Annotated in this window: 24 protein-coding genes and 2 pseudogenes; 15 read left to right on the top strand and 11 right to left on the bottom strand. The window is 38.6% G+C overall.

Annotated elements, in window-relative coordinates:
• The first annotated feature begins 8 nt into the window (after positions 1–8).
• The 11 genes from IAR63_RS08145 (at position 9) to IAR63_RS08100 (ending at position 12,752) form a co-directional block, all read left to right on the top strand.
• A complete protein-coding gene (locus IAR63_RS08145) occupies positions 9–1,256 on the top strand; it encodes a type III-B CRISPR module-associated Cmr3 family protein (RefSeq protein ID WP_187707213.1) in 1,248 nt (415 codons plus the stop codon).
• A 6-nt stretch (positions 1,257–1,262) separates the two neighbouring features.
• A complete protein-coding gene (cmr4, locus tag IAR63_RS08140; protein WP_141302978.1) occupies positions 1,263–2,186 on the top strand; it encodes a type III-B CRISPR module RAMP protein Cmr4 in 924 nt (307 codons plus the stop codon).
• A gap of 168 nt (positions 2,187–2,354) precedes the next feature.
• A complete protein-coding gene (locus IAR63_RS08135; protein ID WP_006278815.1) occupies positions 2,355–2,738 on the top strand; it encodes a hypothetical protein in 384 nt (127 codons plus the stop codon).
• Positions 2,739–2,753: 15 nt separating this feature from the next.
• Complete coding sequence (locus IAR63_RS08130) at positions 2,754–4,664, top strand: RAMP superfamily CRISPR-associated protein (protein ID WP_187707212.1); 1,911 nt, start codon at positions 2,754–2,756, stop codon at positions 4,662–4,664.
• A 234-nt stretch (positions 4,665–4,898) separates the two neighbouring features.
• Positions 4,899–6,986, top strand: a complete 2,088-nt coding sequence (locus IAR63_RS08125; protein ID WP_187707211.1) for a S1 RNA-binding domain-containing protein — start codon at positions 4,899–4,901, stop codon at positions 6,984–6,986.
• A 937-nt stretch (positions 6,987–7,923) separates the two neighbouring features.
• Positions 7,924–8,091, top strand: a complete 168-nt coding sequence (locus IAR63_RS08120) for a hypothetical protein (RefSeq protein WP_187707517.1) — start codon at positions 7,924–7,926, stop codon at positions 8,089–8,091.
• 299 nt (positions 8,092–8,390) lie between these two features.
• A complete protein-coding gene (fabG, locus tag IAR63_RS08115) occupies positions 8,391–9,086 on the top strand; it encodes a 3-oxoacyl-ACP reductase FabG (RefSeq protein WP_187707210.1) in 696 nt (231 codons plus the stop codon).
• Between the two features lie 257 nt (positions 9,087–9,343).
• Positions 9,344–9,466, top strand: a complete 123-nt coding sequence (locus IAR63_RS18640) for a hypothetical protein (protein ID WP_258316306.1) — start codon at positions 9,344–9,346, stop codon at positions 9,464–9,466.
• 158 nt (positions 9,467–9,624) lie between these two features.
• Positions 9,625–10,740 carry a putative CRISPR-associated protein gene (locus IAR63_RS08110; RefSeq protein ID WP_115539010.1) on the top strand — a complete coding sequence of 372 codons (1,116 nt, stop codon included), beginning with the start codon at positions 9,625–9,627 and terminating at the stop codon, positions 10,738–10,740.
• Positions 10,741–11,021: 281 nt separating this feature from the next.
• Entirely contained in the window at positions 11,022–11,852 is an 831-nt protein-coding gene (locus tag IAR63_RS08105; RefSeq protein ID WP_096543858.1) for a DUF3800 domain-containing protein, read from the top strand.
• Between the two features lie 681 nt (positions 11,853–12,533).
• Entirely contained in the window at positions 12,534–12,752 is a 219-nt protein-coding gene (locus IAR63_RS08100; RefSeq protein ID WP_057178740.1) for a hypothetical protein, read from the top strand.
• Positions 12,753–12,797: 45 nt separating this feature from the next.
• Here the strand turns inward: IAR63_RS08100 and IAR63_RS08095 are convergent, their stop codons facing one another.
• The 7 genes and pseudogenes from IAR63_RS08095 to IAR63_RS08065 form a co-directional block, all read right to left on the bottom strand.
• The gene (locus IAR63_RS08095) at positions 12,798–13,430 is read right to left on the bottom strand and encodes an alpha/beta hydrolase (RefSeq protein WP_057178741.1); all 633 of its coding nucleotides are present in this window, start codon (positions 13,428–13,430) and stop codon (positions 12,798–12,800) included.
• Between the two features lie 165 nt (positions 13,431–13,595).
• Positions 13,596–13,736, bottom strand: a pseudogene (locus IAR63_RS08090) (AAA family ATPase); the annotation flags it as partial.
• Entirely contained in the window at positions 13,730–14,875 is a 1,146-nt protein-coding gene (locus IAR63_RS08085; RefSeq protein ID WP_057178743.1) for a DUF262 domain-containing protein, read from the bottom strand. The gene IAR63_RS08085 and the pseudogene IAR63_RS08090, both read right to left, overlap by 7 nt.
• Positions 14,876–14,915: 40 nt before the next feature.
• Positions 14,916–15,356: pseudogene (locus tag IAR63_RS08080) on the bottom strand (RNA-guided endonuclease InsQ/TnpB family protein); the annotation flags it as partial.
• A 264-nt stretch (positions 15,357–15,620) separates the two neighbouring features.
• A complete protein-coding gene (locus IAR63_RS08075; protein WP_057178744.1) occupies positions 15,621–16,514 on the bottom strand; it encodes a M48 family metallopeptidase in 894 nt (297 codons plus the stop codon).
• A gap of 15 nt (positions 16,515–16,529) precedes the next feature.
• Positions 16,530–17,420 (bottom strand): ribosome biogenesis GTPase YlqF, encoded by an 891-nt coding sequence (gene ylqF / locus IAR63_RS08070; protein ID WP_006278829.1) that lies wholly within the window; start codon positions 17,418–17,420, stop codon positions 16,530–16,532.
• Entirely contained in the window at positions 17,411–17,797 is a 387-nt protein-coding gene (locus IAR63_RS08065; RefSeq protein WP_006278830.1) for a VOC family protein, read from the bottom strand. The genes ylqF and IAR63_RS08065 overlap by 10 nt, the downstream gene beginning before the upstream one ends.
• 41 nt (positions 17,798–17,838) lie before the next feature.
• Here IAR63_RS08065 and pgsA point away from each other — a divergent pair, with 41 nt between their 5' ends.
• Complete coding sequence (pgsA, locus tag IAR63_RS08060; RefSeq protein WP_187707407.1) at positions 17,839–18,360, top strand: CDP-diacylglycerol--glycerol-3-phosphate 3-phosphatidyltransferase; 522 nt, start codon at positions 17,839–17,841, stop codon at positions 18,358–18,360.
• A gap of 21 nt (positions 18,361–18,381) precedes the next feature.
• Here the strand turns inward: pgsA and tgt are convergent, their stop codons facing one another.
• Both tgt and IAR63_RS08050 read right to left on the bottom strand, forming a co-directional pair.
• On the bottom strand, positions 18,382–19,503 hold the full coding sequence (gene tgt, locus IAR63_RS08055) for a tRNA guanosine(34) transglycosylase Tgt (protein WP_187707209.1): 1,122 nt from the start codon (positions 19,501–19,503) through the stop codon (positions 18,382–18,384).
• An 11-nt stretch (positions 19,504–19,514) separates the two neighbouring features.
• Positions 19,515–19,967, bottom strand: a complete 453-nt coding sequence (locus IAR63_RS08050; RefSeq protein ID WP_168729121.1) for a hypothetical protein — start codon at positions 19,965–19,967, stop codon at positions 19,515–19,517.
• Positions 19,968–20,177: 210 nt separating this feature from the next.
• Here IAR63_RS08050 and cobS point away from each other — a divergent pair, with 210 nt between their 5' ends.
• Complete coding sequence (gene cobS, locus IAR63_RS08045; protein ID WP_187707208.1) at positions 20,178–20,963, top strand: adenosylcobinamide-GDP ribazoletransferase; 786 nt, start codon at positions 20,178–20,180, stop codon at positions 20,961–20,963.
• A gap of 47 nt (positions 20,964–21,010) precedes the next feature.
• Here the strand turns inward: cobS and chlP are convergent, their stop codons facing one another.
• On the bottom strand, positions 21,011–22,231 hold the full coding sequence (gene chlP, locus IAR63_RS08040; RefSeq protein ID WP_187707207.1) for a geranylgeranyl reductase: 1,221 nt from the start codon (positions 22,229–22,231) through the stop codon (positions 21,011–21,013).
• 221 nt (positions 22,232–22,452) lie between these two features.
• On the opposite strand from chlP, the gene IAR63_RS08035 reads away from it, so the two are divergent.
• On the top strand, positions 22,453–23,469 hold the full coding sequence (locus IAR63_RS08035) for a sulfate/molybdate ABC transporter ATP-binding protein (RefSeq protein ID WP_187707206.1): 1,017 nt from the start codon (positions 22,453–22,455) through the stop codon (positions 23,467–23,469).
• A 15-nt stretch (positions 23,470–23,484) separates the two neighbouring features.
• On the opposite strand, the gene lipA is transcribed toward IAR63_RS08035, so the two are convergent.
• Positions 23,485–24,384 (bottom strand): lipoyl synthase, encoded by a 900-nt coding sequence (gene lipA / locus IAR63_RS08030; RefSeq protein WP_187707205.1) that lies wholly within the window; start codon positions 24,382–24,384, stop codon positions 23,485–23,487.
• Between the two features lie 137 nt (positions 24,385–24,521).
• Here lipA and IAR63_RS08025 point away from each other — a divergent pair, with 137 nt between their 5' ends.
• On the top strand, positions 24,522–25,319 hold the full coding sequence (locus IAR63_RS08025; protein ID WP_040010123.1) for an HAD family hydrolase: 798 nt from the start codon (positions 24,522–24,524) through the stop codon (positions 25,317–25,319).

The following is a 25,319-nucleotide window of genomic DNA, read 5'->3' as shown; positions in this document are numbered from 1 at the left end:
CAAAAAATATGGAATGGTATGTAATTGAACCCATCGATATCCTCTTATTTCGAGAAACCAAACCCTTTTCACCCGGAGAAGGTGCTTGGGCTAAAAGTATCTTTCCTCCCGTACCAATCACGGTTTTTCAAGCCTTGCGTTCCCTGGTAGATAAAGCCCAAAAACTAGAATTTTTTGGTGCATTTTTACTGCATCATGAGCTAGGGGGAACACCAGAAATTTTCCTACCCACACCTAAAGACTTACTCAGTGTCAGCACTAAACAAATATATGAAGAAGAAACTGTCAGCAAAAATAAAACGGCAAAAAAATGGGAGCGTCTCACCTATTTAGAACCCTTAAACCGCCAAGACCCAAAATGGCAACATCTGGGATTTGACCCTGAACATTTTCCAGATGGTGGTATTTCGCCAATGGTGACACCTGTACTTTCAGCCACAGCAAATAATCCCAAATCACAAAATTCGCCAACAGAAGAATATATTAGTGGATATCCAAACCCTTGGATAAAAGCCCAAGCTCTGATTAAATATCTCAAAGGTGCGAATTTAACTTATAAATGCAACGGAAAAGACTTTCACTCAGACCCTTGGCAGAAACAAGTATTATCCCACATTCAAATGGCAGCAAATCAACGCCAAGTTAAATCAGAAAATGGTTACTTTACAGAAGTAGCTGTTAGATTACACAAACATTGGAAATTGATTGCGGCTGTCAATACAAAATTACCATCATCAATAGTGCGGTTAGGAGGAGAAGGACACCAGGCTTTAGTTTATCCTCTAAAGGATTTATTTAATAATGCCGATAAGAACAATAAGAAGGACAACAATAAAAAGCACAACTTTGATGATTTCCAAGAGTCTGTTTTACAAGAACTAGAATCTTTGAGAAAGCCTACAAATACAAGCAACAAAGCCTATTTACTCACCCCTGGACTGGCACAAACCCAACCCGAAAAAATGATTTATGGTGTATATCCGTATTACTGGCAAGAAATTTTAGCAGGTTGTGTGAGTGATAGACCATTATTGTGGGGTGGTAAATCACGTTATGTGAAAACACCAATGTCACCTCAACGGGCTTATGTCGCACCGGGCGCAGTGTACAGATTTAAAGATAATTATGAAAAGTTGAGTGAAACTGACAAAAAATCTTTGCAGCAACTATTACCCCTACCCCAAGCGGAAGTAAAAGAAAAATGGTTGCAGACTTTATGTAGCTTAAATTACGGTACTTTACTTTGGAATCGGTGAATAATCATGAGTGAACAAAATAACTTTAATTTAGTCTCTTTGTACTCGATTTCCCCTTTACATACAGGTGGTGTAACCCAAGAGGGAAATTTGCTAGGAATTGCGCGAGAATCTCATACTAATTTACCTTATGTACCTTCTAGCACAATTAGAGGTAGATTAAGAGCAACTGAAAACAATCGCGTGAAAAAAGTGCGACTATTTGGACCACGACTGGAGGATTTAAAGGATACAGATTTTGTTGCTGAATACGAACAACAACCAGATAGGAGAAAAGTAAAGATTAAAGATCAGGAAGAAATTGCCGAATTCAATCAACTGGAACAAGGAGATATTTGGATTGGTGATGCTTCTATTCTGTGGCTTCCAGTTCCTTCTTTAAGTCATGGCGTAATTTGGATTAGTTGCCCTATGTTAATAGAAAGATGGGTAAGGTTTAATCCTCATAGTAACATTACTCTCTCAGATTTGAAAGGATTGGAATATAAAACTAATGTGGGAGTGAATAATCCTATCTATCTCAAAGATGCAATCATTAAAGATAATTTACAAAAATGGGAAGAAAAAGACAAATTTGTCCCCAAATATTCTGAAGTTAATAGTATTAAGCGGGTACTGGTTTTACCAGATCAATATTGCACTACAGTCATACAAATGAGTTTGTGGCGACAAGTGAAAATAAAATTAGACCAGCATAAAACAGTAGATCGTGGTTTCCGTTATGAAGAAGCTATTCCTCCAGATACGTTAATGTATTTTCCTTGGGGAACGACATTTCAGGCTAATGGAACTGCGGAAACATCAAGGCAAAATTTTCAAAATTTAATTAATGCAAATCCAGTTTTACAAATCGGAGGACAGGAGGGTTTAGGTAGGGGGTTTGTACAAATGTGGATCGATAGTCCTGACAACTGGAAATCGCGGTTATAAAAACAAAATCCACCTGCACGGACTAATTAATAATCAAGGGTTTAAAACTTCAACCGGACACAGGTGGTCTTCTCGCAAATAAGTTTTTACGCGCCTTGCTTTTGTGGATGGAACCTTTAATGACTGATTTAATCTCAAGTTGACTGTAATTATGTGGAGTTAGTGAAAATGACCATATTTGAACCACGTGCTTTTGCTAAACCTGTTTATCAAGCATTAACAGAATTAAGTAGTAATGCTAATAATAATACAGAACGATTACAAGAACAGAAAAATCAGGCGATAGAACTATATACATATTTAGCGACATGGGGGTTAATGCGATTAAAAGCAGAGGAAAAAGCCCTCAGCCAAGATGATAAAAGGCATGTAGTTCAGAAATTTTTTGAATGTTTAGAAAGCTTATCTGGTGAACCAAATTTAGCCAGAGACGCAGGTTTAACAAGCCTAACAAATCTCAGTCCTGAAAAATATCTTGGTTTAACTGGTTTGGGTTTATCTTTAGCTCAAGAATTTAGTTTTTGGGCAGCAGCAGTTTATCATAATGTTTAATAAAGGCGGTAGATAATGGTATTTGATAGAGGTCCAAAACCGGGAAATAATCAGCCCAATAAAAATCAAGCTCCTAAGCGTCAGCAAAATCAGCAAAAAAACATTGATGAAGAAATTCCTTCTCCCTGGTTAGAACGTCCTGATAATACTCTTCCTGAACCTGATCAGGCGGCTGGTTTTGTGGAATACCTGCGGTGGATGCGTGCAGCAGAATATCCAGATAAAGATACTGCCAATATTTCTAAATTAAGAATATTGCAGATGATAGAGGAAAACGCGAATTATAGCGATCGCCTCGGTCAACTCAACAAACGTACAGAACTCATTGCTGGTGAAAATAATTGCTTTCCTGTAACTTGTCCTTGGCGAATACGAGTTGGTGGACATAGAGGACCTGAAAGTACCTTGTTACCTGCTTTTGATGCTTTAGGTATGCCTTTTATTCCTTCCAGCACCCTACGCGGAGTCGCCAGAAATCAAGCCATAGAGGACTTTATTAAACAAGGTAAAAGCCTCCAAGAAGCTGAAACAGAAGTGATGAAATATTTTGGTGGACTAGATGCAATAGAAAGAGACCATACAGGTAAAGTCATTTTTTTAGATGCTTACCCTTTTTTAGATGCTTACCCTACTCCTACAAATAAAACCGGAGGCTTATCTGTTGACATCACCAATAATATTTGGGAATGGGGTGATAATAATCAACTGAATTATAAACCAAATCCTCAAGCGTTTTTATCTCTTCAAAAAGCTAAATTTTTGATTGGTATTCGTCCTACTAATTATTGCCAACCAAACGAATTTAACAAGATTAAAGTATGGTTAATTTCGGGATTACAAAATGGCATTGGCTCTCAAGTTAATACAGGATACGGAACATTAGTTACTGACCAAAATCAAGAGATCAATCAGTATTTTTGGCAAATTCCATTCACTCTAAAAGGACAACTTATACATGGTATACAAAAATTCAAAAAACTCAATAACCCTTATGAGAAAAATGACAGAGGAGGTTTAAAAAAAGATACTGAAAACAATTTAAAACCTTATACTTCTCCGGTAAATGAAGTTAGAAGTATAGCTTTTAAATCCATGTTACGTTATTGGTTTCGTGCCTTGGCATCAGGTGTATTATCTACTACCGATGTAAAAACATTAGAAGCTATTTTATTCGGTGCAATTACACCACAAACTAGAGGCTGGGTAAAATTTCAAATCACCAATAGCGAAATTATTCCATCTCAAAAACAAGGTAATAATTATACTTGTGGGGAACAATCGGGAAAATTAATACTCAGTTATTCATCAGAAGCACCTTTAGACAAACAGAATGCCATTAAGAAATTATTCACCAATTTAACGTGGATGATGTTTCACCTAGGAGGAGTAGGACAAGGAGCAAGAAGACCATGTTATTCTCGTCAAAACCGGGCTAATCCTAAACCTCCTTGGCGTGGTTCAACACTTATCCCAGAAAGTGAGGATAAGTTTTGGGAATTACCAGAGACAATACGAGAATTTCAGAAACTATTTAGACAACGATTACAGGAATTTTATGATGCACTTAAAGAACTAACAGGTCATAATATTAATTATCAACAACTACGTACAGTTGGTCAGGTAAGACTGGATAAATGGAGTCAAGCAGTGGATAGTAACTGCCGTATCATTGTCTGTACTGGAGATGCTAACTATGAAAAACCCTACGCACTGACTGTACTGCACCAAAAGGAATTCAAACAAGACGTTAACGTTTGTGGGAAAGCTGAAAAACCCTCTCCTGTCTGGATAGCGGATTTAGATAATTATCAAGTAGTAACAGTGTTTGGTGTTACTGTAAACAACAACCCAAGACATAAATTTGTACAAACATTGCGTGATGGTACATCCACACAAGAATTTGCTCAAATTTTCCCCCTCCCCTAGCTTTTTGTTGTTCGCGCCAAATAGCTAGACGCATCCATGTGCGTCTCCTAAGATACACTCATCAAACGACTTCATACAAGGTAGGAGATATAACACAGGAGACAGAAATACAAACCTTGTACTTAGCTCTAGCTGAACTTTTGTTGCTCCTGTAACTCCTTACCATTTCCGTATCAACTTCACATCTTGGAGAAAAATATGAGTATCCTCATCGCTAACATTGGTACATCTGATTTGGCCATTAAAATCAACGTTAATGATCAAGAACGTTATTTACCAATTGACCCACTTTCTGAACCTAATCAAGATAAATCAGGATTAACTCCTGAAGAAATAAATATGTGGGAAAAACCTTATTTATATTTCCAATCTAGCGGATTATACTCTGAATTAGGTTTTACTGCGAATGTACCGAGCAGTCGCGAACTTACGGAAAGATTATTAGCGTCTTATCAAGATAATCCTGAATACTGGACTGAGCGGATTTTTCCGCCTCGAATTTGGGGTGTTATTGAAAAAGCTATAACAATGGGGATTAACCAAGCATATATAATTGTCAGTAACCAAAAAGTTGAGCAGAAAAACCCAACAGCCCGCAATAAAGATACTGCACATCTATATCCAATAATTGAAAAATGGTTTGCTACTAAACTACCTAACTTTACACTGATTCCCGAATACATACCCGAAGATATACCGTTAATAGATTCGGATTTATTGTTTAAATTTTACTTTGATTTTTTTACCAGACTCAGAACAGCAGAAGAAAAAAATCAAAGACAGAAAAAATTACTTAAAGTTGGTGAAACAGTTCTCGCTAAAGTGATTAGCTTTGAAAATCAAGGTCAAGGAATATTTGTAGAAACCATAGAAGGTGTTAAGGGTTTTATTCACATTGACAATATTTCACAGACTCAGGTTGATTTCCATGATATCAGAAGTATTTTAACAATTAATTCTTTAGTTTATGGGCTAGTCATTAAAATTGATAACGGCAAATATAAATTATCTACAAAAGAATTGGAGGAAACACCAGGAGAAATCATCAATAATCCACAAGCATTTTTTAATAGAGTGCCAGTGCAACAAACAATAAATTTACAATCTGAATCTGAATTGGAAGAAAAAGAATTAATGTTGATTAGCGTCAAAGGTGGCACTAACCAAATGAAAACCGCACTTCAACTTCAAGGTATTTCTGTATCCGCATTTAAACGCCTATTATTTATTAATCCTCTACTTTCCATTCCTAGTGTTTTTGCAGGTCAACCATCTAGCTGTGAATTAGAATCTTATTGGCGTTATATGCGTACTCATAAGTACCAAACCATTAGATTATTGTTAGAACGCTGGGATTTTGATGGTGCAATTCAAATTCTCACTGACTGGCAAGAATATCTTAGTTATTTAATTAATCAAGGTATTGTAGACCAAGAGAATACAGCAGATGATCAAGTTATTAATAAACTGGAACAAAGTAGCGACACTAGCGAATTAATTTTAACAGCTTTGAAATTTGCCCGTGCTTGTTTGAACCTAGATTTTCAAACAGCCCCAAAATTTGCGCAACGAGGAATACAAGCAATAGCTAAATATCCTCATGCTACTATTTTCAATAAATTTCATGATGGGGTAACAGAGTATAAAAATTTTCCAAATAGACTACTGCATTTATACTCCTTGAACAGAATTTATTGGCAACTTGACCAAATTGCCATTTTTCTTGCCTATATTTCTTCATTCTATGAAGAAGTGCTACATGGATTAATTCGTAAAATAGTAGGTAAAGATAATTATTTAAATGAAAAATGGGAAATAGATGTGCGAAAAATTGATCAAAAAACTTGGGATATATTTGTCAGTTTAGAACGGACTGGCAATCCTAGATTTACAGACTGGGAAAGGTCACGCAGACAAAATTTTCAGTTAGTGAGTCGTTACAGTAAACGTAATTTAATTGAAGCTTTAGTGAAGATTCGCAACAATAAAGATGAACAACAATATTGGCAAAGTCTATGCGATAGGTTAAAAAAACTAGACTATTGGGCTACGAAAAGAAACGAATTAATTCATACGGCTAAAGGATTATCAAAAGAATTAATGCGTGAAATAAGTGATAACTACATTCCTGAAAAAAATCAACCACAACCTTGTGCGGCTGATGAAATTTTAACTGTGATGGCAGAAATTACCAAAAATGAGTTGATTGGGCTAAAAACTATTTATCGTAATAATTTTATTGGTGATGATGTAGATTATTATATCTACACGTCAGTGCGAAACTGGGTAGTGGAAACACTCATTAGTGATGGTGTGCAGTGATTTTTGGAATTGGGTATAAGTAGGTTGGCGTTGAAAATTGTCATTATGGCAAGGCCAGAGGGAAGAGACTTCTATCAAATTTACATTTTGTTACATACCTCTGTTCTTTCACACTTACTTACTCCCCCTGATGAGCATGGTGGTGTATACTTACATCTAGATGCTTTGAAGAATTTTCTCAAGCATTGACAAGAAAAGTTATAAACTGAAGTCACCCATGCCCACACGGGTTATAAGGTTATATATTATCGCTGTATTGAGTTACAGGTGCGAGAATACATTGCTTGTTTGATGGGTTTTGAAGTTAACGCTATCAAATTAGTTAAACCAAGGTCAATACCAGCTACATATTTGCTAGTTGCTCGTTTTTCCTCAGAGTAAGGAGATATTGTTACAACTTTCTGTCGAAACTGACGCAAGATACCCAAAAGGTGTGCCCAGTAATTCTTAGGAATTGCCTCAATTTCACAAGAAAATCGCCGAAAGGCACGGAAGCCACTTGGCTTTAGACAGGAAGTGCCAACGGCGATTTTATTCGCCTTGATATTTAACCGTGATGCGGATCTTCAATATTCCAGTGTTGTCTTTATGTTATTTTGTGGCTGCTATTGACAAGTAAGTCTTATCTGAGCTATACTTTCGAAATTAACTTGAAGTAGTGGTAATGCTAAGAATTAATTTTAGCAGAATCAGTAGAGGGTGTTTAAGCCAGCCTCAGAAAGTTCGTTTATGGACTCTTCAGAAATCTCTGTGTCTTTAGACCGGAGAAGCTTAAGAATCAACAAGATGCCCTGGCGATCGCCGTTCTACCCAGTCCAGCACACGGTTCCAGTCCCACCAGGGATCGGGGTCCTGGCTGCGGCGCTGGCCGGTCAAGCTGCTGTAGTAGCTAATATGTCCGCTATGGCGGGTCAAAACTAGGTCGAGGTGGGGGTTGGTGACAACCTCAACCAAGGGTTTGACCCAACTGGATAAATATCTGGATCGTTTAGGATTGGATACAGGTTGGCTGGTAATTTTTGATCGCCGTCCCGGATTGCCATTACCACCCATGGGGGAGAGGATTAGTACCGACAGGAACTACTATTATTTTAGATTAGTATGATCGCTGATCTATAGTGTGATCGCCGATCTTGTAGATATTGTAGGGTGCCTCCCGTGCACCATTCACTTTTAAAAACACTTAAATCTAAATTGGGATGCATTATGCGACGCTAACATATCCTACGTTATTCTACTATAGGAAAAAGTGCGATCGCGGTTCTGTTATTGCTAATGGGGCTAAAATAGGAACTAAAGCCGAATGTTTAACCTATAGACCGCTTCCCTGTAGGGACTGGAATTAATGGAAACTAGAAAAGGCTTTTACAAACCTTAAAACAAACTCGGAGGGGCAAATTTTCCATGAAAGGGAAACAAGTTTTACTAACAGGTGGAACAGGTGGACTGGGCTTAGGCGTCACACCCACTATTTTGGCTCAAGGTGCATATCTCACCATTCCATACCGCAATCTTACTTATGTCGAAAGATTAAAAACAATCTTACCCCCTGCGGATATGGCCAGGATTCAATTTATTCCCGTACATCTTGAAAGCGATTCTTCCGTGGAAGAACTGGTTAATAGCATGACCAAAGTCGACGTCTTAATTCATTTAGTCGGTGGTTTTTATTATGGCAAAACCCATGAATGCAGTTTTGACGATTGGAAACATCAATTTGAATTAAATGTTTACACAACTTTCTTAACCTGCAAATATAGTTTAAAAAGAATGCTAGAGAATGGTTATGGGCGCATTGTTACCGTTAGTTCTCGTGCTGGTTTAGAGCCTGCTGCCAATTTAGCAGCATATTCTGCATCTAAAGCCGCTGTGATAGCTCTAACTAAGGCCATAGCTGATGAAACTAGGGGCACTAATATCACCGCAAATACGGTTTTACCTAGTGTTATTGATACACCCACTAATAGGGAGGCAATGGGTGTGGAAAAAGCTGGCGAATGGGTCAAACCCGAATCCATTGGCCAGGTAATTTGTTTTTTGGCTTCGGAAGCTGCTGGGGATATCCGGGGTGCTACTATTCCCGTTTATGGCAATATTTAAGGAGAGCGATCGCATGGTTTGGGGATATTTTTTAAAAACCCCCCAATCCTCTCGAAGCAATGTTGAGTGGAGTATCTAATCCAAGCGATCGCATTTCTTAACACATATTTAGATGCCCGACCTAATGATTGTTATTCTTTACATCTTTAAATTTACAGATATGATTAAGTAGTTAACTAAATTATTTTTTCACTACTTGAAGTAAAATTAGTATCCACATTTAGTTGATTCATCGCGCAAATATACAACGCTAAGTTATGTTGAAGCAAGAAGCACAATGGCTAGGAAAAATGATTTATTCTCTTGATCAAGATAGTATTTTTCCATTATTAAATCTTGGAAGTTCCAGTCAAAACTTCCGAGAAAAACAACAACCTTAATATAGTGGTAATGCTTTACCGCCGATCTCCCGTAGGGAGTGCCTTGCAATCTCCCACCAGAAACCATCCTCTATAGTATTGTTAACTTTTGTAAGTTGTAACAAAAAAAACGATAAAAATGCTACAATGATGCTTGAACACTTGCAAAAGCAAAAACTATGGTTAAGACAGTAATATGTTCCGTAGGAACCAGTGCGGCAAAAGCGATCGGAAAACCGGGAGATCTCCTGAATTGGGTTAATCAACAAGAAAGCCGAGAAATCGCCGCCGAAAATATATTTCTCACCTTTAGAGATAAGGAACCAATAGAAGCAAATCTTAGGGATTTATCAGCAGAAATTCACTCCCTAGTTAGAATTGGCATCGATAATGGATATAGAATTATTCTCCTGGCTTCCCAGACCGAAGATGGTTACTGCTGCGCCAGCGCTATCGAGAAATATCTTAAATATTATTGGACTAGTATTGTTACTAAAGTTCACCAGGTGACGGGATTACAAGTTAATAATGCTGACCTTTTTCGCAGTCAGGGGGTAGTGGAATTTGTTCGCCATATTATTCGAGAAATTTATCAATATGGTTCGGAAAATATTATCCTTAATCCTACTGGTGGTTATAAAGCTTTAGTTCCTTATACCGTGCTACTGGGGATGTTAAAAGGGGTAAAGTGCGATTATATTTTTGAGCAGTCCACTACTCTCCTAGAATTGCCACCTTTACCCGTAGAATTCAAGCGATCGCAATTTGAAATCTACAAAGAATTATTTGAGGAAATCGAACGAGAAAGCAGCATTTCCCTCCAAAAATGGGAGGAAAAAATTTCCAGGCAAGAAAGAAAATTCTTAGAACCTTTGACGGAATTAGTCAACAACGAAATAACCCTTTCTGCGGTGGGTTTTTTATTTCTTGATGAGATTCGTTCTCCAGGGGTTTTAGTACCTTTTTTATCCAGAAAAGCGATCAATGATTGTTTCGATGATTTATCCCAATTAGATAACTGTGATCCCTTCCGTTATTTAGAAAGGGTTGCTACTCATTATGATGAAACTATTCAACAAGCAGAACATATCAATGTTGGCGATGGTTTACGCTGGCTAAAACCAGGGCGAACAACTGATCGCTATCTAGTTTCTAAAGATCGTTGGCGATTATTAGTCTGGCGGGCAATTCGTGAGGATAAAGTGGGTTCAAATTACGCTCATAAAGTAGAAGTTAACTCTAAAAATAAACGCGCCCATTATCCCTTTCTCAGGATGGAATTTGTGAGAGAATAAGCAACTTAACACAATTAATTAGAAACAGAAATGTTGAATGTCGTTGCAAAACTTTATATAGTTAGATATAGTACCTCTATCAAAGGTGAAAATGTCAACATCTCATAATATCTTCCATCCAATGAACATAACTGATTTATTGACACATACAAGCTGGAAGATAACGGAACTTATCTAACATTTTTTCATCCCATTCATATTAGAAAAGGATAGGCATGTTGCTGAGATTATGGCAGAAATTCAAGATATATTAAATCTAAGTCAGTTTTGAATGGTGATAAATGAGTGAATTAACTGAAAAAATATCTTCGGTGCGTCATTATTTTGTGGATGAAGCAGGAGATCCTGTAATTTTTAATGGTAAAGGTAAGATTTTAATTGGATCAGATGGATGTTCTCATTTTTTTATACTTGGTCTATTAGACGTTGCTAATACTGAATCTTTATCTCAAGATTTGGAAAATTTAAGAGCTAATTTATTAGCTGATCCATATTTTAAGAAAGTTCCTTCAATGCAACCTGAAAATAAAAAAACTGCTTTATATTTTCATGCTAAAGACGATATTCCTGAAGTGAGAAGAGAAGTTTTTAATTTGTTGCAGCGACATGAACTCAAATTTTTTGCTGTGGTGAGAAGTAAAGATAAGTTACTTGAGTATGTTAGACAACGTAATCAAAATGACCCTGGTTATCGTTATCAACAAAATGAATTATACGATTATTTGACGCGGCGTTTATTTAAGAATCGTTTACACAAGGATGATGAATATAATATTTGCTTTGCTAGACGAGGTACTTCTGATAGAACCGAAGCCTTCAAAGTTGCTTTAGAATCAGCTAGAGCAAAATTCGCTGAACAATGGGGTATTACCAGTACAGCAACTATTAATATAACTGCTAATATACCTCCCAATTCTCCAAGTTTACAAGCGGTAGATTACTTTCTGTGGGCTTTACAACGCCTATATGAGAGAGGTGAGGGTAGATATGTTGAGTTTCTTTGGTCAAAATTTGCACTCGTGCATGATATTGATGACACAAAATTTGCTAGGTACGGCGTGTACTATACTCGTAAAAACCCTCTAACAGCCACAAAAATACCAGGGATATAGGATTGTTAAGGCTTTGCTTGACAATCACACGGCATGAAGCCGAATTTTGTCCCTGGTTCATTATAGTATATCATTTTTAGACCAATTGGTAAAGGAACTGGGGGATAATCTCCAAATGCGATCTCCCTAGTGCGAGTGCTTCGCAATCGCTCTTTTAATTTAAGACAATTTCACATTGTAACATAACTAGTAAAACACATGTTGTGTGTTCAATTCCATCCACCCACGGCAAAACCAGTCAGTTTTCAACTGACTTGAGCTTTGAGACAGGGAATAAATTCCCTGTCTCCCCCACAGACAGTCTCCAGGCGTGGGTTGACTCAAACTGCACACAAAACCGCCGATCTCCCGTAGGGAGTGCCTTGCAATCTCCCGTGGTGGGGATATCCGGGGTGCTACTATTCCCGTTTATGGCAATATTTAAGGGGAGCGATCGCATGGTTTGGGGATATTTTTTAAAAACCCCCCAATCCTCTCGAAGCAATGTTGAGTGGAGTATCTAATCCAGGCGATCGCATTTCTTAACACATATTTAGATGCCCGACCTAATGATTGTTATTCTTTACATCTTTAAATTTACAGATATGATTAAGTAGTTAACTAAATTATTTTTTCACTACTTGAAGTAAAATTAGTATCCACATTTAGTTGATTCATCGCGCAAATATACAACGCTAAGTTATGTTGAAGCAAGAAGCACAATGGCTAGGAAAAATGATTTATTCTCTTGATCAAGATAGTATTTTTCCATTATTAAATCTTGGAAGTTCCAGTCAAAACTTCCGAGAAAAACAACAACCTTGGATATATCAATTCTTGTTTAAACCTGCTCAGCAATCCGCTGTAGTTTTAATTCCCCACGCCCTGGGTATCCTAGAAGATGTGGAAATTGGGCTTTAATTCCTCTAGAAATAGCGATCGCACAGCCAAAAACATTTTGTTGAACTATCCTTTCTCCGGATTGGTTAGTTTAATAACAAAATTTCTCAATACTTTCAACATAGCCAAATTAACTTCATGTCCCGCATCAAAGTGATGGTACTCAACAGGAACTCCCAAGGATTGTGCAACCTGTTGGCTTTTAATTGCAGCTGAGAGGGGAACAATCTGGTCTTGGGTTCCGTGCATAATCAGAGTTGGGGGGAACTGGCGTTTTTCTATAGTGGAGACTTGAGGATGTAAATAGCCACTCATGACTGCTAAACCGGCTAAGGGTAAGTTGAGACCCACATCTAAGGTCATGGCTCCACCCTGGGAAAATCCGGTCAAAATAGTTTTAGACAGGGGAATTCCTGTGGTGGTTGGTAGGGATTGCAACCAGTCTATTAACAATTGACGGCTTACTACTAGTCCTTCATACATTTTGTCGTCTCGTAGATCATACCATGCTCTACCATTATCGCTATAGGGATAGGGATAGGGAGCATTAGGAAGTAAAAACTCATAATCATGTAAGTTAACATGCGGTAATAAGGATGCTACGTCCTCAGCATTGGCACCCCAACCGTGTAAGGTGACAATTAGTCCCAATGGAGTTTTTGTGGTTTGGGCGGAAATTTTAATAAAATCTAAGGTCATATAGACAATCAGAAAAATTAACTGTTATTAATTTTACGTAGTTTTGTCTCCCATAGCAAGACTTTTTTTTATCTGTTCTGCTATAATTTTAGGATAGTTCTATGGATGTCTAAAACTATGAAGTGGCGAGTCATACTTGAACCCGATCCAGAGACCAGGGAATTATGATTGGCGCAGTAATAACAAGGATTGAAGCAAAGAGGATTTACCGGTGCTGTTTAATCCAGAAAGTAATGTTAGTGGTCTCAGGACAAAAGATTGATTTTCAAATGGCTTAAAATTTTCTAAGTTTAAGCTATTTAACATGATAAAATCTCCCGAACTATTTGGTTAATTTGCTCAAACCTATATATAACCTGATCACTGGCTTGAGAAATGGATTTCTCAAAGTTGGCATCTGTTTCAATTTTTTTCATAAATGTTTTATTTAACAAGTCTTTATAATTTATCAATTTATCAATTTGCCCCGGTGTTAACCTACTCAAAATAACTGACCATGCTTCAAACAGAGATTTATTAACAGGGAACCTTGTTTTGCCATTTTTGGGAGGTTTACGGAAAGCGTTACTGCTAAAAATGCTATCTGCTGCTCTCATGGATTTAATGAAGTCTCGTTTCATATCCTTGAGCCTAGTATCCTCTAAATTATTTAACTTCGACATGGCACTATTTAAAAACTCATTTCTTCCTTGAGTATAATCATGATAATCTATCAACCAAAATGCAATAAAACCTATAATATATTCATGATCGTCCATTCTTTTCCTTCTTTTTTCACTGATGTTTATCAACTTCTTAAACTCTGCTAATTCTGAAAACTCCTTCAGAATCCTCAAGGACTTTCCAGGGTACATAGCTTGACGCAGCTCCTGGTTATTCAGTGATACACCACCAGTATTAATTCTTTGAAAAATATTATATTTTACTTCCGGGGGAGTTCCGGACTCAACTAAGCAGACTATTAACTCTGTTTCTTCTATCCTTCTTTGGTGATGACGAGACAATTCATCATATTTTTTGTGTTCTAAATCCCTCAGAAATTGTAAATCAGTTAATCTCAGTTCCTGGTCAAGAATGAATTTTTTAAATGTATTAATTCTTTGAATACCATCTATCACTAACCACTTATCATCAGTAGTTGCATCCACATAAAATGCTGGAAGTGGAATCCCAATTAAAACAGATTCAATTAAACGACTCTTATTTTTGTCATTCCAAATGTCGGCATGACGTTGAAAATCAGGGGCTAAATCAATTTCGTCATGCTGAATTCTTTTTAGCAATATATCTATTGACATCATCTTAGTCTTGATCCTAATTTTTGTAGGATCAAACGGTTCTAGGTTTTCAATCTCATCCTCTTCAACATCTTCATCACTGTCATCATATATCTCCCTAATTGGCAGTTCCATTTGTTGAGTGTTAATACCCTTAGTAATTGTCATAAATTGACGCTCCCATCGCTAAAAGCGAGGGATTCCTTGTTCATCCAGTTACCTTATCTAGGAGGCTTTCACCTAATAGACAGTGGGTAGTCTGTCCGAGGGCTTGAATTTCTGTCCGCCCGACAGTATTTGCTTTTTGAAGTATGTTTTTAGCGGCGTTTTCATCCCTATCCAAAACACAACCACAAGAACAAATATGTGTTCTTACAGACAACGTTTTCTTAACAATATTGCCACAAATAGAACATTGCTGGCTAGTATATTGTGGGTTTACCGCTATTACAAACTTCCCGTGTATTTTCCCAAAGTAGTCTAACCAATCGGTGAACATTGACCAACTTGCGTCATTAATAGACTTAGCAAGTTTTCTATTTTTCACCATATTAAAAACCTTCAAGTCTTCATAAACTACCAAATCGTTAGATTGGATTAACGCTTTTGCTGTCTTTACAACAAAATCTTTACGTTGTCTGGAGACTTTTAAATGAAGACGGGCTACTTTTGACTTTTGTTTTTGACGCTTGTTGCTCCCCTTTTTCTTTAAAGTCTAAGGCATTTATTCCGAATAAACTGCCCTGTTCTAATAGCTTCCAGGATAGCTACTTGTTGCCTTTGTGTCGCTTTGATTTTAAACTCTATGACTCGCATTGAACCGACCTCTCAATGTGTTACATTATAATTATATCATCTCATCGGTAAAACCGAGAGCCTTCAAGCAGACATTTTAGGTAAAAAGAATTCCAATTTACCAATTTCTCCACCCACCCTGGGTTTGATCTCGATTTTCCAAACCCTTATTTCCCAGGAGATTATGGTACTCAACACTGCTAGACCATCGATCAATTTCCCTGGCCCGCAGAACAGGTACAGGATGACTTAACTGAGCTGTGTGAGCATCTTTAACCATCATACCCAATTCAGTTTTGCTTATTGCATCATAAGCACGAGCTTGGGCAACAAAAGCATCCAGATTTAATCGGGGTGCTAGGGTTGGTGAACCACCAGCTAGTTTCATTAATACTGACATTACCACTTTCGGATTTTGAGTCGCTAATAATGCAGCGCGATCGCAAGTGAATTCAGCACAGCGCACCCATTCTAATAACTGGTTTTGTAGTGACTGAGCTAAAACAACGCCAATGTTGGGTAAAATAGAAGTGGCTAATATTAACAGGTTAGCTGGTGTTAGATAAACACTGTGGTCACATTTAAGGTGTCCGAGTTCGTGACCAATTACGGCTTGTATTTCCTCTGGTGTGAGCATATCAACCAGGGAAGTGTGTAATACTATAAAAGGTTTTTTACCCCGCATGGCAAAAGTATAAGCATTGGGACTAGGATGCTGACGGATATATAATTGTGGTAGCTCAATATCCAAATTCTTACAAGCATCTATTAATAGATAATGTAAATCAGGTAGTTGTTTTTCGCTCACCAAAATACTGGAGGCTATATTTTCTGCATAAAATACCTGTTCAGCAACTGGGCCAAGCAAATTTCTGACCATAATATCTATTCCTGGAATTTGCCGAAGAGTTTTTGTTGCTTCCAAGTCTAAAGGGTGACGGAAAGAGTCTGCTTTTAAACCAATAAGTGGTTTTTTTGCTATTGCTTGTACTGGTGTTTTAACTAAAGACATAGATAGAAAAGAAAATTAACTATTATTAATTTTAGGTACTTCTAAAACTATAGCACCCAGAAGTCCCTTGCGAAAATCACTAATGATAGTCCTAGCAGTACGTTCCACATCTCCTTGATAACGACTTGCTGCTAACACCTCTAAATATGCTTCTCCTGTATGAATAATAGAATCAACACCATAGCGAGAAAGTAGTGGATGGGGTGGTAATAAATGGGGGGAAGTTTCTTGAAACTGATTGACCATATCCACAAAAGCAGCTGCTATTAATTGATTATCGTAGGATGCTTCTCCAATATCATCACAGATGGCTAATTTCACTGCTGCTTGTTGATCTTCTAATCGAGAAGGAATAATTCCCGGTGCGTCTAACAACTCTAAATGTTCAGAAATTTTCACCCAGCGCAATTGACGGGTGACACCCGGACGAGCAGCACTTTCCACAACTCTTTTCCCTAACAACCGATTAATCAGTGCGGATTTTCCCACATTGGGAAAACCAATCACTACTGCACGCACGGGACGAGGTAACATCCCCCTTTGTTTTCTCCTTTCATTCAGTTCTGTTCCTGCTATTTGTGCTGCTTTAGCTATGGCTGTAATTCCTTGACCTTGTTGAGCATTGGCAAAATAGGGCACTTCTCCTTGTTTTTTAAGCCATTCTGACCATATTGATTTCACTTGGGGCAAAATCATGTCTAGTCGGTTAATCACTAGCACCCGTGATTTATTACCTATCCATTCTTTAACTTGGGGATGGTGTGTAGATAGGGGAATACGTGCATCCCTAACTTCTAATATCACATCTACCCTTTTTAATTGCTCTTTAAGATTTTTTTCCGCCTTAGCAATATGACCAGGATACCATTGGATGATATTTAATTTGTAGTTTTGTGTTATGGACATTGTTTATCAATATTGCTACTGCTGTACAAAATTAAACGATTACCATCTGGATCCTGGGCATAAATCTCCTGACCATGGGAAGTTATGGAAATCTCTCCCGTGGGAGGATAACCTAGAGATTTCAGATCAGAAATGGCATTTTCTAGGTTGCTCACCTCTATACATAAACTTAGCGGATTTTTGCCGTGAACTACAAATTCTGATTCATGATCTTTTTGCGGTCTGAAAATACCTAATCTCAGATGGTCAACTTGCCACTCAACATAAACACTAGGTATAAATTTGGTTGGCGGGCTTTCTAGTAACTGCATATAAAAGTTGACTAACTGATCAAAATTTACCGTACCTATCGTCACTAGTATATAGTTATATTTCATCTATGTTGAATGTTGTCGTTTTTCTACTATATATGAACTGGATGAACTGGCCAAATACTATTACCTTGTCTAGACTATTGGGCATACCGTTTTTACTGTATGGGCTATATATTCCCACCCAGGGTGCTAGATGGATATGCTTAATTATATTTTTAATAGCAGCACTAACAGATTGGTTAGATGGATATCTGGCCAGAAAACTGAACCAAGTTACGGATTTGGGCAAATTCCTGGATCCATTGGTGGATAAGTTATTAGTTCTAGCACCGTTCTTAGTATTTGTAGAACTGGGTAAAATTCCCGGTTGGGGAGTATTCATCATCTTAGCAAGAGAATTAGCTATAGCAGGTTGGCGAGTTAATCAAACCACAATTAGCGGAGCTAATATTTGGGGAAAATTAAAAACCATCACCCAAATTCTATCCATAGCTCTACTGATTGCACCATTACCCATAACTTGGCAAATCTATGCTAAATCTGCCTTCTGGCTATCTGTACTTTTAACGGTGATTTCTGGACTAATTTATTTGTTACCAGTGTTAACACCCAAGGATGGAAACTGAATATTTTTGAGGCGCAACTTCCTATTCCAGATCCTTTTCGGGATCGTTCATCCAATGACCAAAGTCCGTTAAAAAGCGATTCTGTAAAATAGATTCTCGAATTGCTTGAGTAAAGCGAATTAATTCGGTAATATTATGAATACTTAGTAAAGTGTATGCCAGAATTTCCTGGGAACGGACTAAGTGAGACACATAAGCACGACTGAAATTAGAACAGGTGTAGCAGTGACAAGTCTCATCTATGGGTGCAAAGTCCTCTCTAAACTTGGCATTTTTCAGGTTCCATCTTTCCCCTTGAACCATAGCAGTGCCATGTCGCGCCCATCTAGTAGGAATAACACAGTCAAATAGATCCACACCTGCTGCAATGGCAATCACCATTTCCCGATAAGTACCCACACCCATCAAATATCTGGGTTTGTTCCTGGGTAATAGGGGAGCTGTAGTCCTAACTATCTGGGCCATTAATTCTGGTGGTTCACCTACACTCACACCGCCAATAGCATATCCTGGCATATCTAATTTGGCTAAATCTGTTGCTGCACGGGTGCGTAGGTCTAAATACACTCCTCCCTGTACAATAGGAAACAATGCTTGGTCTAGACGTTGATGGGACATAATACAACGTTCTAACCACCGATAAGTTCTATCCGTAGCTGCTGTGACTTCCTGATAAGTAGCAGGATAGGGGGGACATTCATCAAATGCCATAATTACATCCGCCCCCAAAATATTTTGAATTTCTATGGATTTTTCAGGGGTTAACTTGATCATTTGTCCATCATGAGGCGAACGAAATACTACTCCTTCCTCAGTAATTTTCCGCATTTCACTGAGACTAAATACCTGAAATCCGCCGGAATCAGTTAGCATAGGACCATTCCAGGCCATGAATTTATGCAGTCCACCACCACCAGCAACTATTTTCTCTCCCGGTTGCAAGTGCAAATGATAGGTATTAGATAAAATCATTTGCGCTCCCGTATCTTCCAATTGAGCCGGGGTAACAGTTTTAACATTAGCCAATGTTCCCACGGGCATAAATCTGGGAGTTTCCACAATTCCATGGGGGGTGGAAAACACCCCTGCTCTAGCTTGGGTTTGACTACAGTTAGCCACCAGTCGAAAAGAAAAATTAGACATGAATATTGGGGTTACAAACAATCAGAACAATCATCATCGATTTCCACATCCCATCTGGTCGAAAGCACTTGGTCCATCATAGCTTCTATCACCCCGTTGTTGAACTGGTCATCACACCTTTCTTCTGGAGGAATGAATAAAGGAATCAGACGTAGACAATATTCTTCCTGAATTAGGTCAAGGTAGGTTTCTTGTGCATCGGACTGCTTCAATTCCAAATAGTCAAAACTATATATGTTGAGATATAGCGTGTTGTTGGCAACTAATGTGGATCTTTGGGGGTGGGCAAATACCTCCATGACATCTCCATCACCCTCACTGAGTAATTTATCTCCTTGGGTGTAGATGTAATGAACTCGACCCAAATCGCTTAAAAGTTTGTGAATATCGAGTTTATTCACAATAATCCCGTTGTTTACAATACAAGGGGCGGGTGTCCGGATTTCGGGTAGATGATTATTCATAGGGAAATAGGGATTGAGGAAGGGTAAGAATTAGCAATTGGCAATCACACAAAATGTGATTCTTTGGTTGCATGTCTGACCTTTTTACCAGACAACAACCTATACCTCCAAAATATCAACTTTATATGCTAATCGTCCATCTATATCTCTTGATTCTCTCCCCTGTTTTTTGTTAAGTTTTAATGCCTTATCTAAAGATTTCTTTTTAAAATGGCAATTCTTGAGCAAGTTTGGCAATTTTGTCATCGACAATTGTTATGTGTAATTGCATCTGTTGTGTTTTACACTTCCATCCCGCTTCCCCATCTTCCAGACCTGAAATTCCAAAGGGTAGCCCTTTTTGCTCCTGCTATAGGTTTGCTAATTGGCGCTATTTTGGGTCTTTTGGATATGCTGTTTGATTACTTAGGAATATCAGCATTAACACAAAGTGTTTTGATAGTCATCATTTGGATAGGGATTACAGGAGGTCTACATTTAGATGGTGCTATGGATACTGCTGATGGTTTAGCAGTGACTGATCCCCAAAGAAGATTAGAAGTCATGGCCGACAGTGCTACGGGTGCTTTTGGTGTCATGGCAGCTCTGGCTATTTTACTGATGAAAATGGCTGCTTTGACGGATATTTCCCAAAATCGCTTTTTTCTTCTAATGGTTGCTTGTGGTTGGGGAAGATGGGGACAGCAATTGGCTATTTTCCAATATCCCTATCTTAAATCTACTGGTAAGGGAGCATTTCATAAACAGGCCATTCGTTATCACATGGATTTATTACCTAGTTGGGTTTTGCTTTTGGGTTTTACCTTACTCATTTTGGCTTTTAACCAAGGTAACTTTGTTTTGGTTCTATTTACCCTAATTATTGGCAATATTATCTCCTTTATTGTTCCCGCATGGTTTAACCATAAACTGGGTGGACATACCGGGGACACCTATGGTGCAGTGGTTGAATGGACTGAAGCTCTCTTCCTATGCTGCATGAGTAGTTTAACATAGGTAAGGTAGGGGATTATTAGACATTCCCCAACCCTAAACCACATATACTATGGTGCAAGTGCATTACCACGTAATAAACTGCCAATGGTCTTAGCCGTAATTTTTAACTGGGTGATTGGATTAGCTGGAACTACGGTTTTATATAAATAGCTGTCAAAAGTCAGCTTTTGAACATCCATGTCATCACACATTTCTACAAATGCTTCCCTGGTAGCATCCGAGCGGTAGAACACGGTTTGTAACAGGTCCAATACTTTATAGGTAAGTCCGTATTTTTTATCCCAACGCTTAATATAAAGTTTTAATTCCCTTTCATTAGGGATGCGCGCTCCACTATTAGATACTTCCACAATAGTTTCCGCACACATTCTTCCAGACTTAGCAGCAAAGTAAATACCTTCGCCTGAGGATTTGGTCACATAACCAGCAGCATCACCTACCAATGCAATTCGACCTACTACCCGACGTGGACGGGGATGTTCTGGTATGGGATGGGCTTCTACCTTAATGATTGTACCCCCAGCCAATTTTTCCGCTGCACGGGCGCGAATACCAGCCTGTAACTGTTTAATACTGGCTTTATTCACATGCATGGTTCCAGTACCCACAGCTACGTGGTCATACTTGGGAAAGATCCAAGCGTAAAAATCTGTGGAAACATCATCTCCTACATACATTTCCGCTAGGTTGTTATAGTATGCCATTTTATCTTCAGGAAGACGAATTCGCTCCTGAAAGGCGATCGCATAATTATAGTCCCCAGCATCCATTTCTTTCGCAATACGGGAGTTGGCACCATCCGCACCAATAATTAAATCCACCTTGAGAGTTTTGGCCACACCAACGGATCCACCCTCATTGTGATCAACATAATGAATTGTATAGGGGTCAGAATTGTTATTAGGTATATCTAATTTATGCACAGTGGCATTAATTAAGTTAGCACCCAATTTAGCGGCCCGGTTTCTTAAAAAACCATCTAGGACCTCTCTGCGACACATTCCTATATATTCTTCTTGGTTGGTCAGATTGATATCAACCTCTCGGTTAGAGGGAGAGATCATCTTCATATTGCGTACCCGACGGTCAATAATATCCGCTGGTAGATCAAACTCACTAACCATACAAAGGGGGATAGCACCACCACAAGGTTTAGCATTATCCAACTTACGCTCAAATAAATAAGTTTCAATCCCTGCTTTAGCCAGAGTTTCAGCAGCAGATGAACCAGCTGGGCCAGAACCCACAACAGCAACTCGTAATGTCAAAGGTTTACTCCTAATCCTTCAATTTACCAGAGAATCCTAGCACACACCTTCCCGGGTTCGACCTTTTCGCTCCTAGGTTTTCACATAATTGCAACATTCCTTCATACTTCGTCATAAATACCTAACCCCACTCCCAGCAAAATTGAATGGATATGTGATATAAATAAAATTACATTAATCCTAGTTGCAAACCGTAGATTAGTAAGAGAGGTATCAAGCTAGTGGGTATAGTAGTAGAGAACGTGTCTAAATACTTCGGGAGTTTTCATGCTGTTGAGGATGTGAGCTTAGAAATTGCCAGCGGATCACTAGTAGCTTTACTTGGACCCTCTGGGTCTGGTAAGTCCACATTATTGCGACTAATAGCAGGACTGGAAACACCGGATCGGGGTAAAATTTTTTTAACAGGTAAGGATGCTACTTATCAAAGTGTGCAGGAAAGAAATATTGGCTTTGTCTTTCAGCACTATGCACTATTTAAACATTTAACTGTCAGGCAAAATATAGCATTTGGGTTAGAAATCCGCAAGTTGGCAAAAAAGAAAATTCAGGGTAGGGTAGAGCAATTACTAGATCTAGTTCAATTGAGTGGACTAGGAGAGCGCTATCCCTCCCAACTTTCTGGTGGACAAAGACAAAGAGTAGCTTTAGCAAGAGCATTAGCGGTAGAACCTAAAGTGCTACTGCTAGATGAACCATTTGGAGCCCTGGATGCTAAAGTGCGTAAAGACCTGCGTGCTTGGTTGCGTCGTCTCCATGAAGAAGTTAGTGTTACCACTGTTTTTGTCACCCACGACCAAGAAGAAGCTATGGAAGTTGCCAATAAAATTGTGATTATCAATCGGGGTAGACTGGAACAAATGGGAACCCCCGCAGAAATTTATGATCATCCCGCATCAGCTTTTGTTATGAGTTTTATTGGTCCTGTTAACGTTTTGCCCAGCTCTGCTAAAATATTTCAAGGTAGTGGTTTCGACTCACCCAACCCGGAAGTGTTTTTGCGTCCCCAAGATGTGATTATAGAAAAAGCTGGTAATGGAGCCAATACACCTGCGATAGTTCACCGTATCATTCACCTGGGTTGGGAAGTGCAAGTGGAATTGACTTTAGATGATGGACAAACTTTTACTGCCTACTTAAGTCGTGAACGATTTGATGAATTAAACTTAGAACCAAAAGAACGAGTGTATGTAAAACCCAAAGATGCTAAGTCTTTTCCTCTCTATTATTCAATTTGACACGTTTTAGAATGTTTATTCTCCAGCATGATAGGAACTACGTACTAGAGGACCAGATCGCACGTGGTTAAACCCCATACTTGTTGCTAACTGACCCAATTGTGCAAATTCTGCTGGAGTCCAATACTTTTGGACTGGTAAATGTTCCCAAGAAGGACGCATATACTGACCCAAGGTAATTCTATCACATCCTACCGCTCGTAGGTCTAGCATAGTTTCAACTATTTCCTCTTGGGTTTCTCCATGGCCCAACATTAAACCGGATTTAGTAGGGACAGCAGCATCAATTTCTTTAACAGTTGCTAATACATTTAGAGAACGGTCATATTTAGCGCCTCGACGCACGGATCCTGTTAGTCTACGTACTGTTTCCACATTATGGTTGTAACAAACAGGTTTAGCGTGAACAACAGTGGCTATTCTTTGCTTTTGACCTATTTCACCCACACCTGCACCACCCCAAAAATCCGGTGTTAAAACCTCGATTTGGGTTTCTGGATTAACTAGACGAATAGCCTCCATAGTCTTGACAAAATGCCCTGATCCTGCGTCCGCTAAGTCATCACGAGCTACAGAGGTGAGTACAACATACTTCAGACCCAACAATTGTACTGCTTCAGCCACCTTTTGGGGTTCTTCTGTATCTATGGGCATAGGTGAATGGCCTTTATCTACTTGACAAAAAGCACAAGCTCTAGTGCAGGTAGGTCCCATGAGTAAAAAAGTAGCTGTTTTTTGAGAGTAGCATTCTCCCCGATTAGGACAGCGTCCTTCTTCACAAATAGTATGAATTTGACGCTGTTTAATAATACGCTGTACCGTGGAGATTTCACTGGCTTTACCCAGAGGACGACGTAACCAGCTAGGTAGGGGGATAATTTCTGATTTTGGTTGACTACAACCTGCACTACTCATATTGAAAATCCTCTATAATAGTAGTTTAATAGTTCACGGCCATTTTAAACCTATTTCCTGTTCCCCAGACTAAACTACCTGGGAGTAACCCACCCACTTAAGTTGAAATCATCAGTTTTTGATATTCAGACCAAACCATGACAGTAAATCATCCTACAATTTTAGCCCTGGACTTTGATGGAGTCATTTGTGACGGACTCCTTGAATACTTTGAGGTGGCCTGGCGCACCTACTGCCAATTTTGTCCATCCCAGGAAGAAATAATACCGGATGATTTAGCTTTGAGATTTTATCGTCTCCGTCCTGTGATTGAAACCGGTTGGGAAATGCCCATTTTGATTAAAGCTATAATTGATGGTTTTTCTGATGATCAGATCCTACAAGACTGGCCAAAAATTGTCCTAGAGATCTTAAAAACATCCCATTTATCATCTCAGGAAGTTGGTAAGAAACTGGATGGTTTGCGTGACCAGTGGATATCCACAGATTTAGACGGGTGGTTGGGATTACATAGATTTTATCCAGGAGTGATAGAACGATTAAAGGTTACCATTGATAGTGAAGTGGAATTATTCATTGTTACCACTAAAGAGGGACGTTTTGTCAAGCAATTGTTAGAACAAGAGGGGGTTAATTTACCAGAAAAGGCAATTTTTGGTAAAGAAGTAAAACTTCCTAAATACGAAATTTTACGAAAATTAATTCCTGCAACAGAACATCAACCAGCAAGATTATGGTTTGTGGAAGATAGATTGAAAACTCTACAACTGGTTCAACAACAATCGGATTTAGACAAGGTGGGGCTTTTTTTAGCAGATTGGGGTTATAATACCCAATCAGAAAGAGAAGCTGGACAAAATGACCCGCGCATTCAGTTGCTCCCACTTTCTCGCTTTGTGCAAGATTTTTCTAAGTGGTTAATATCCAGTTCCTGA

This window comes from Cylindrospermopsis curvispora GIHE-G1 (genome assembly GCF_014489415.1).
GTDB lineage: Bacteria > Cyanobacteriota > Cyanobacteriia > Cyanobacteriales > Nostocaceae > Raphidiopsis > Raphidiopsis curvispora_A.
Note: the sequence above shows the minus strand (reverse complement) of the source record. Positions and strands in the feature narration are given on the sequence as shown.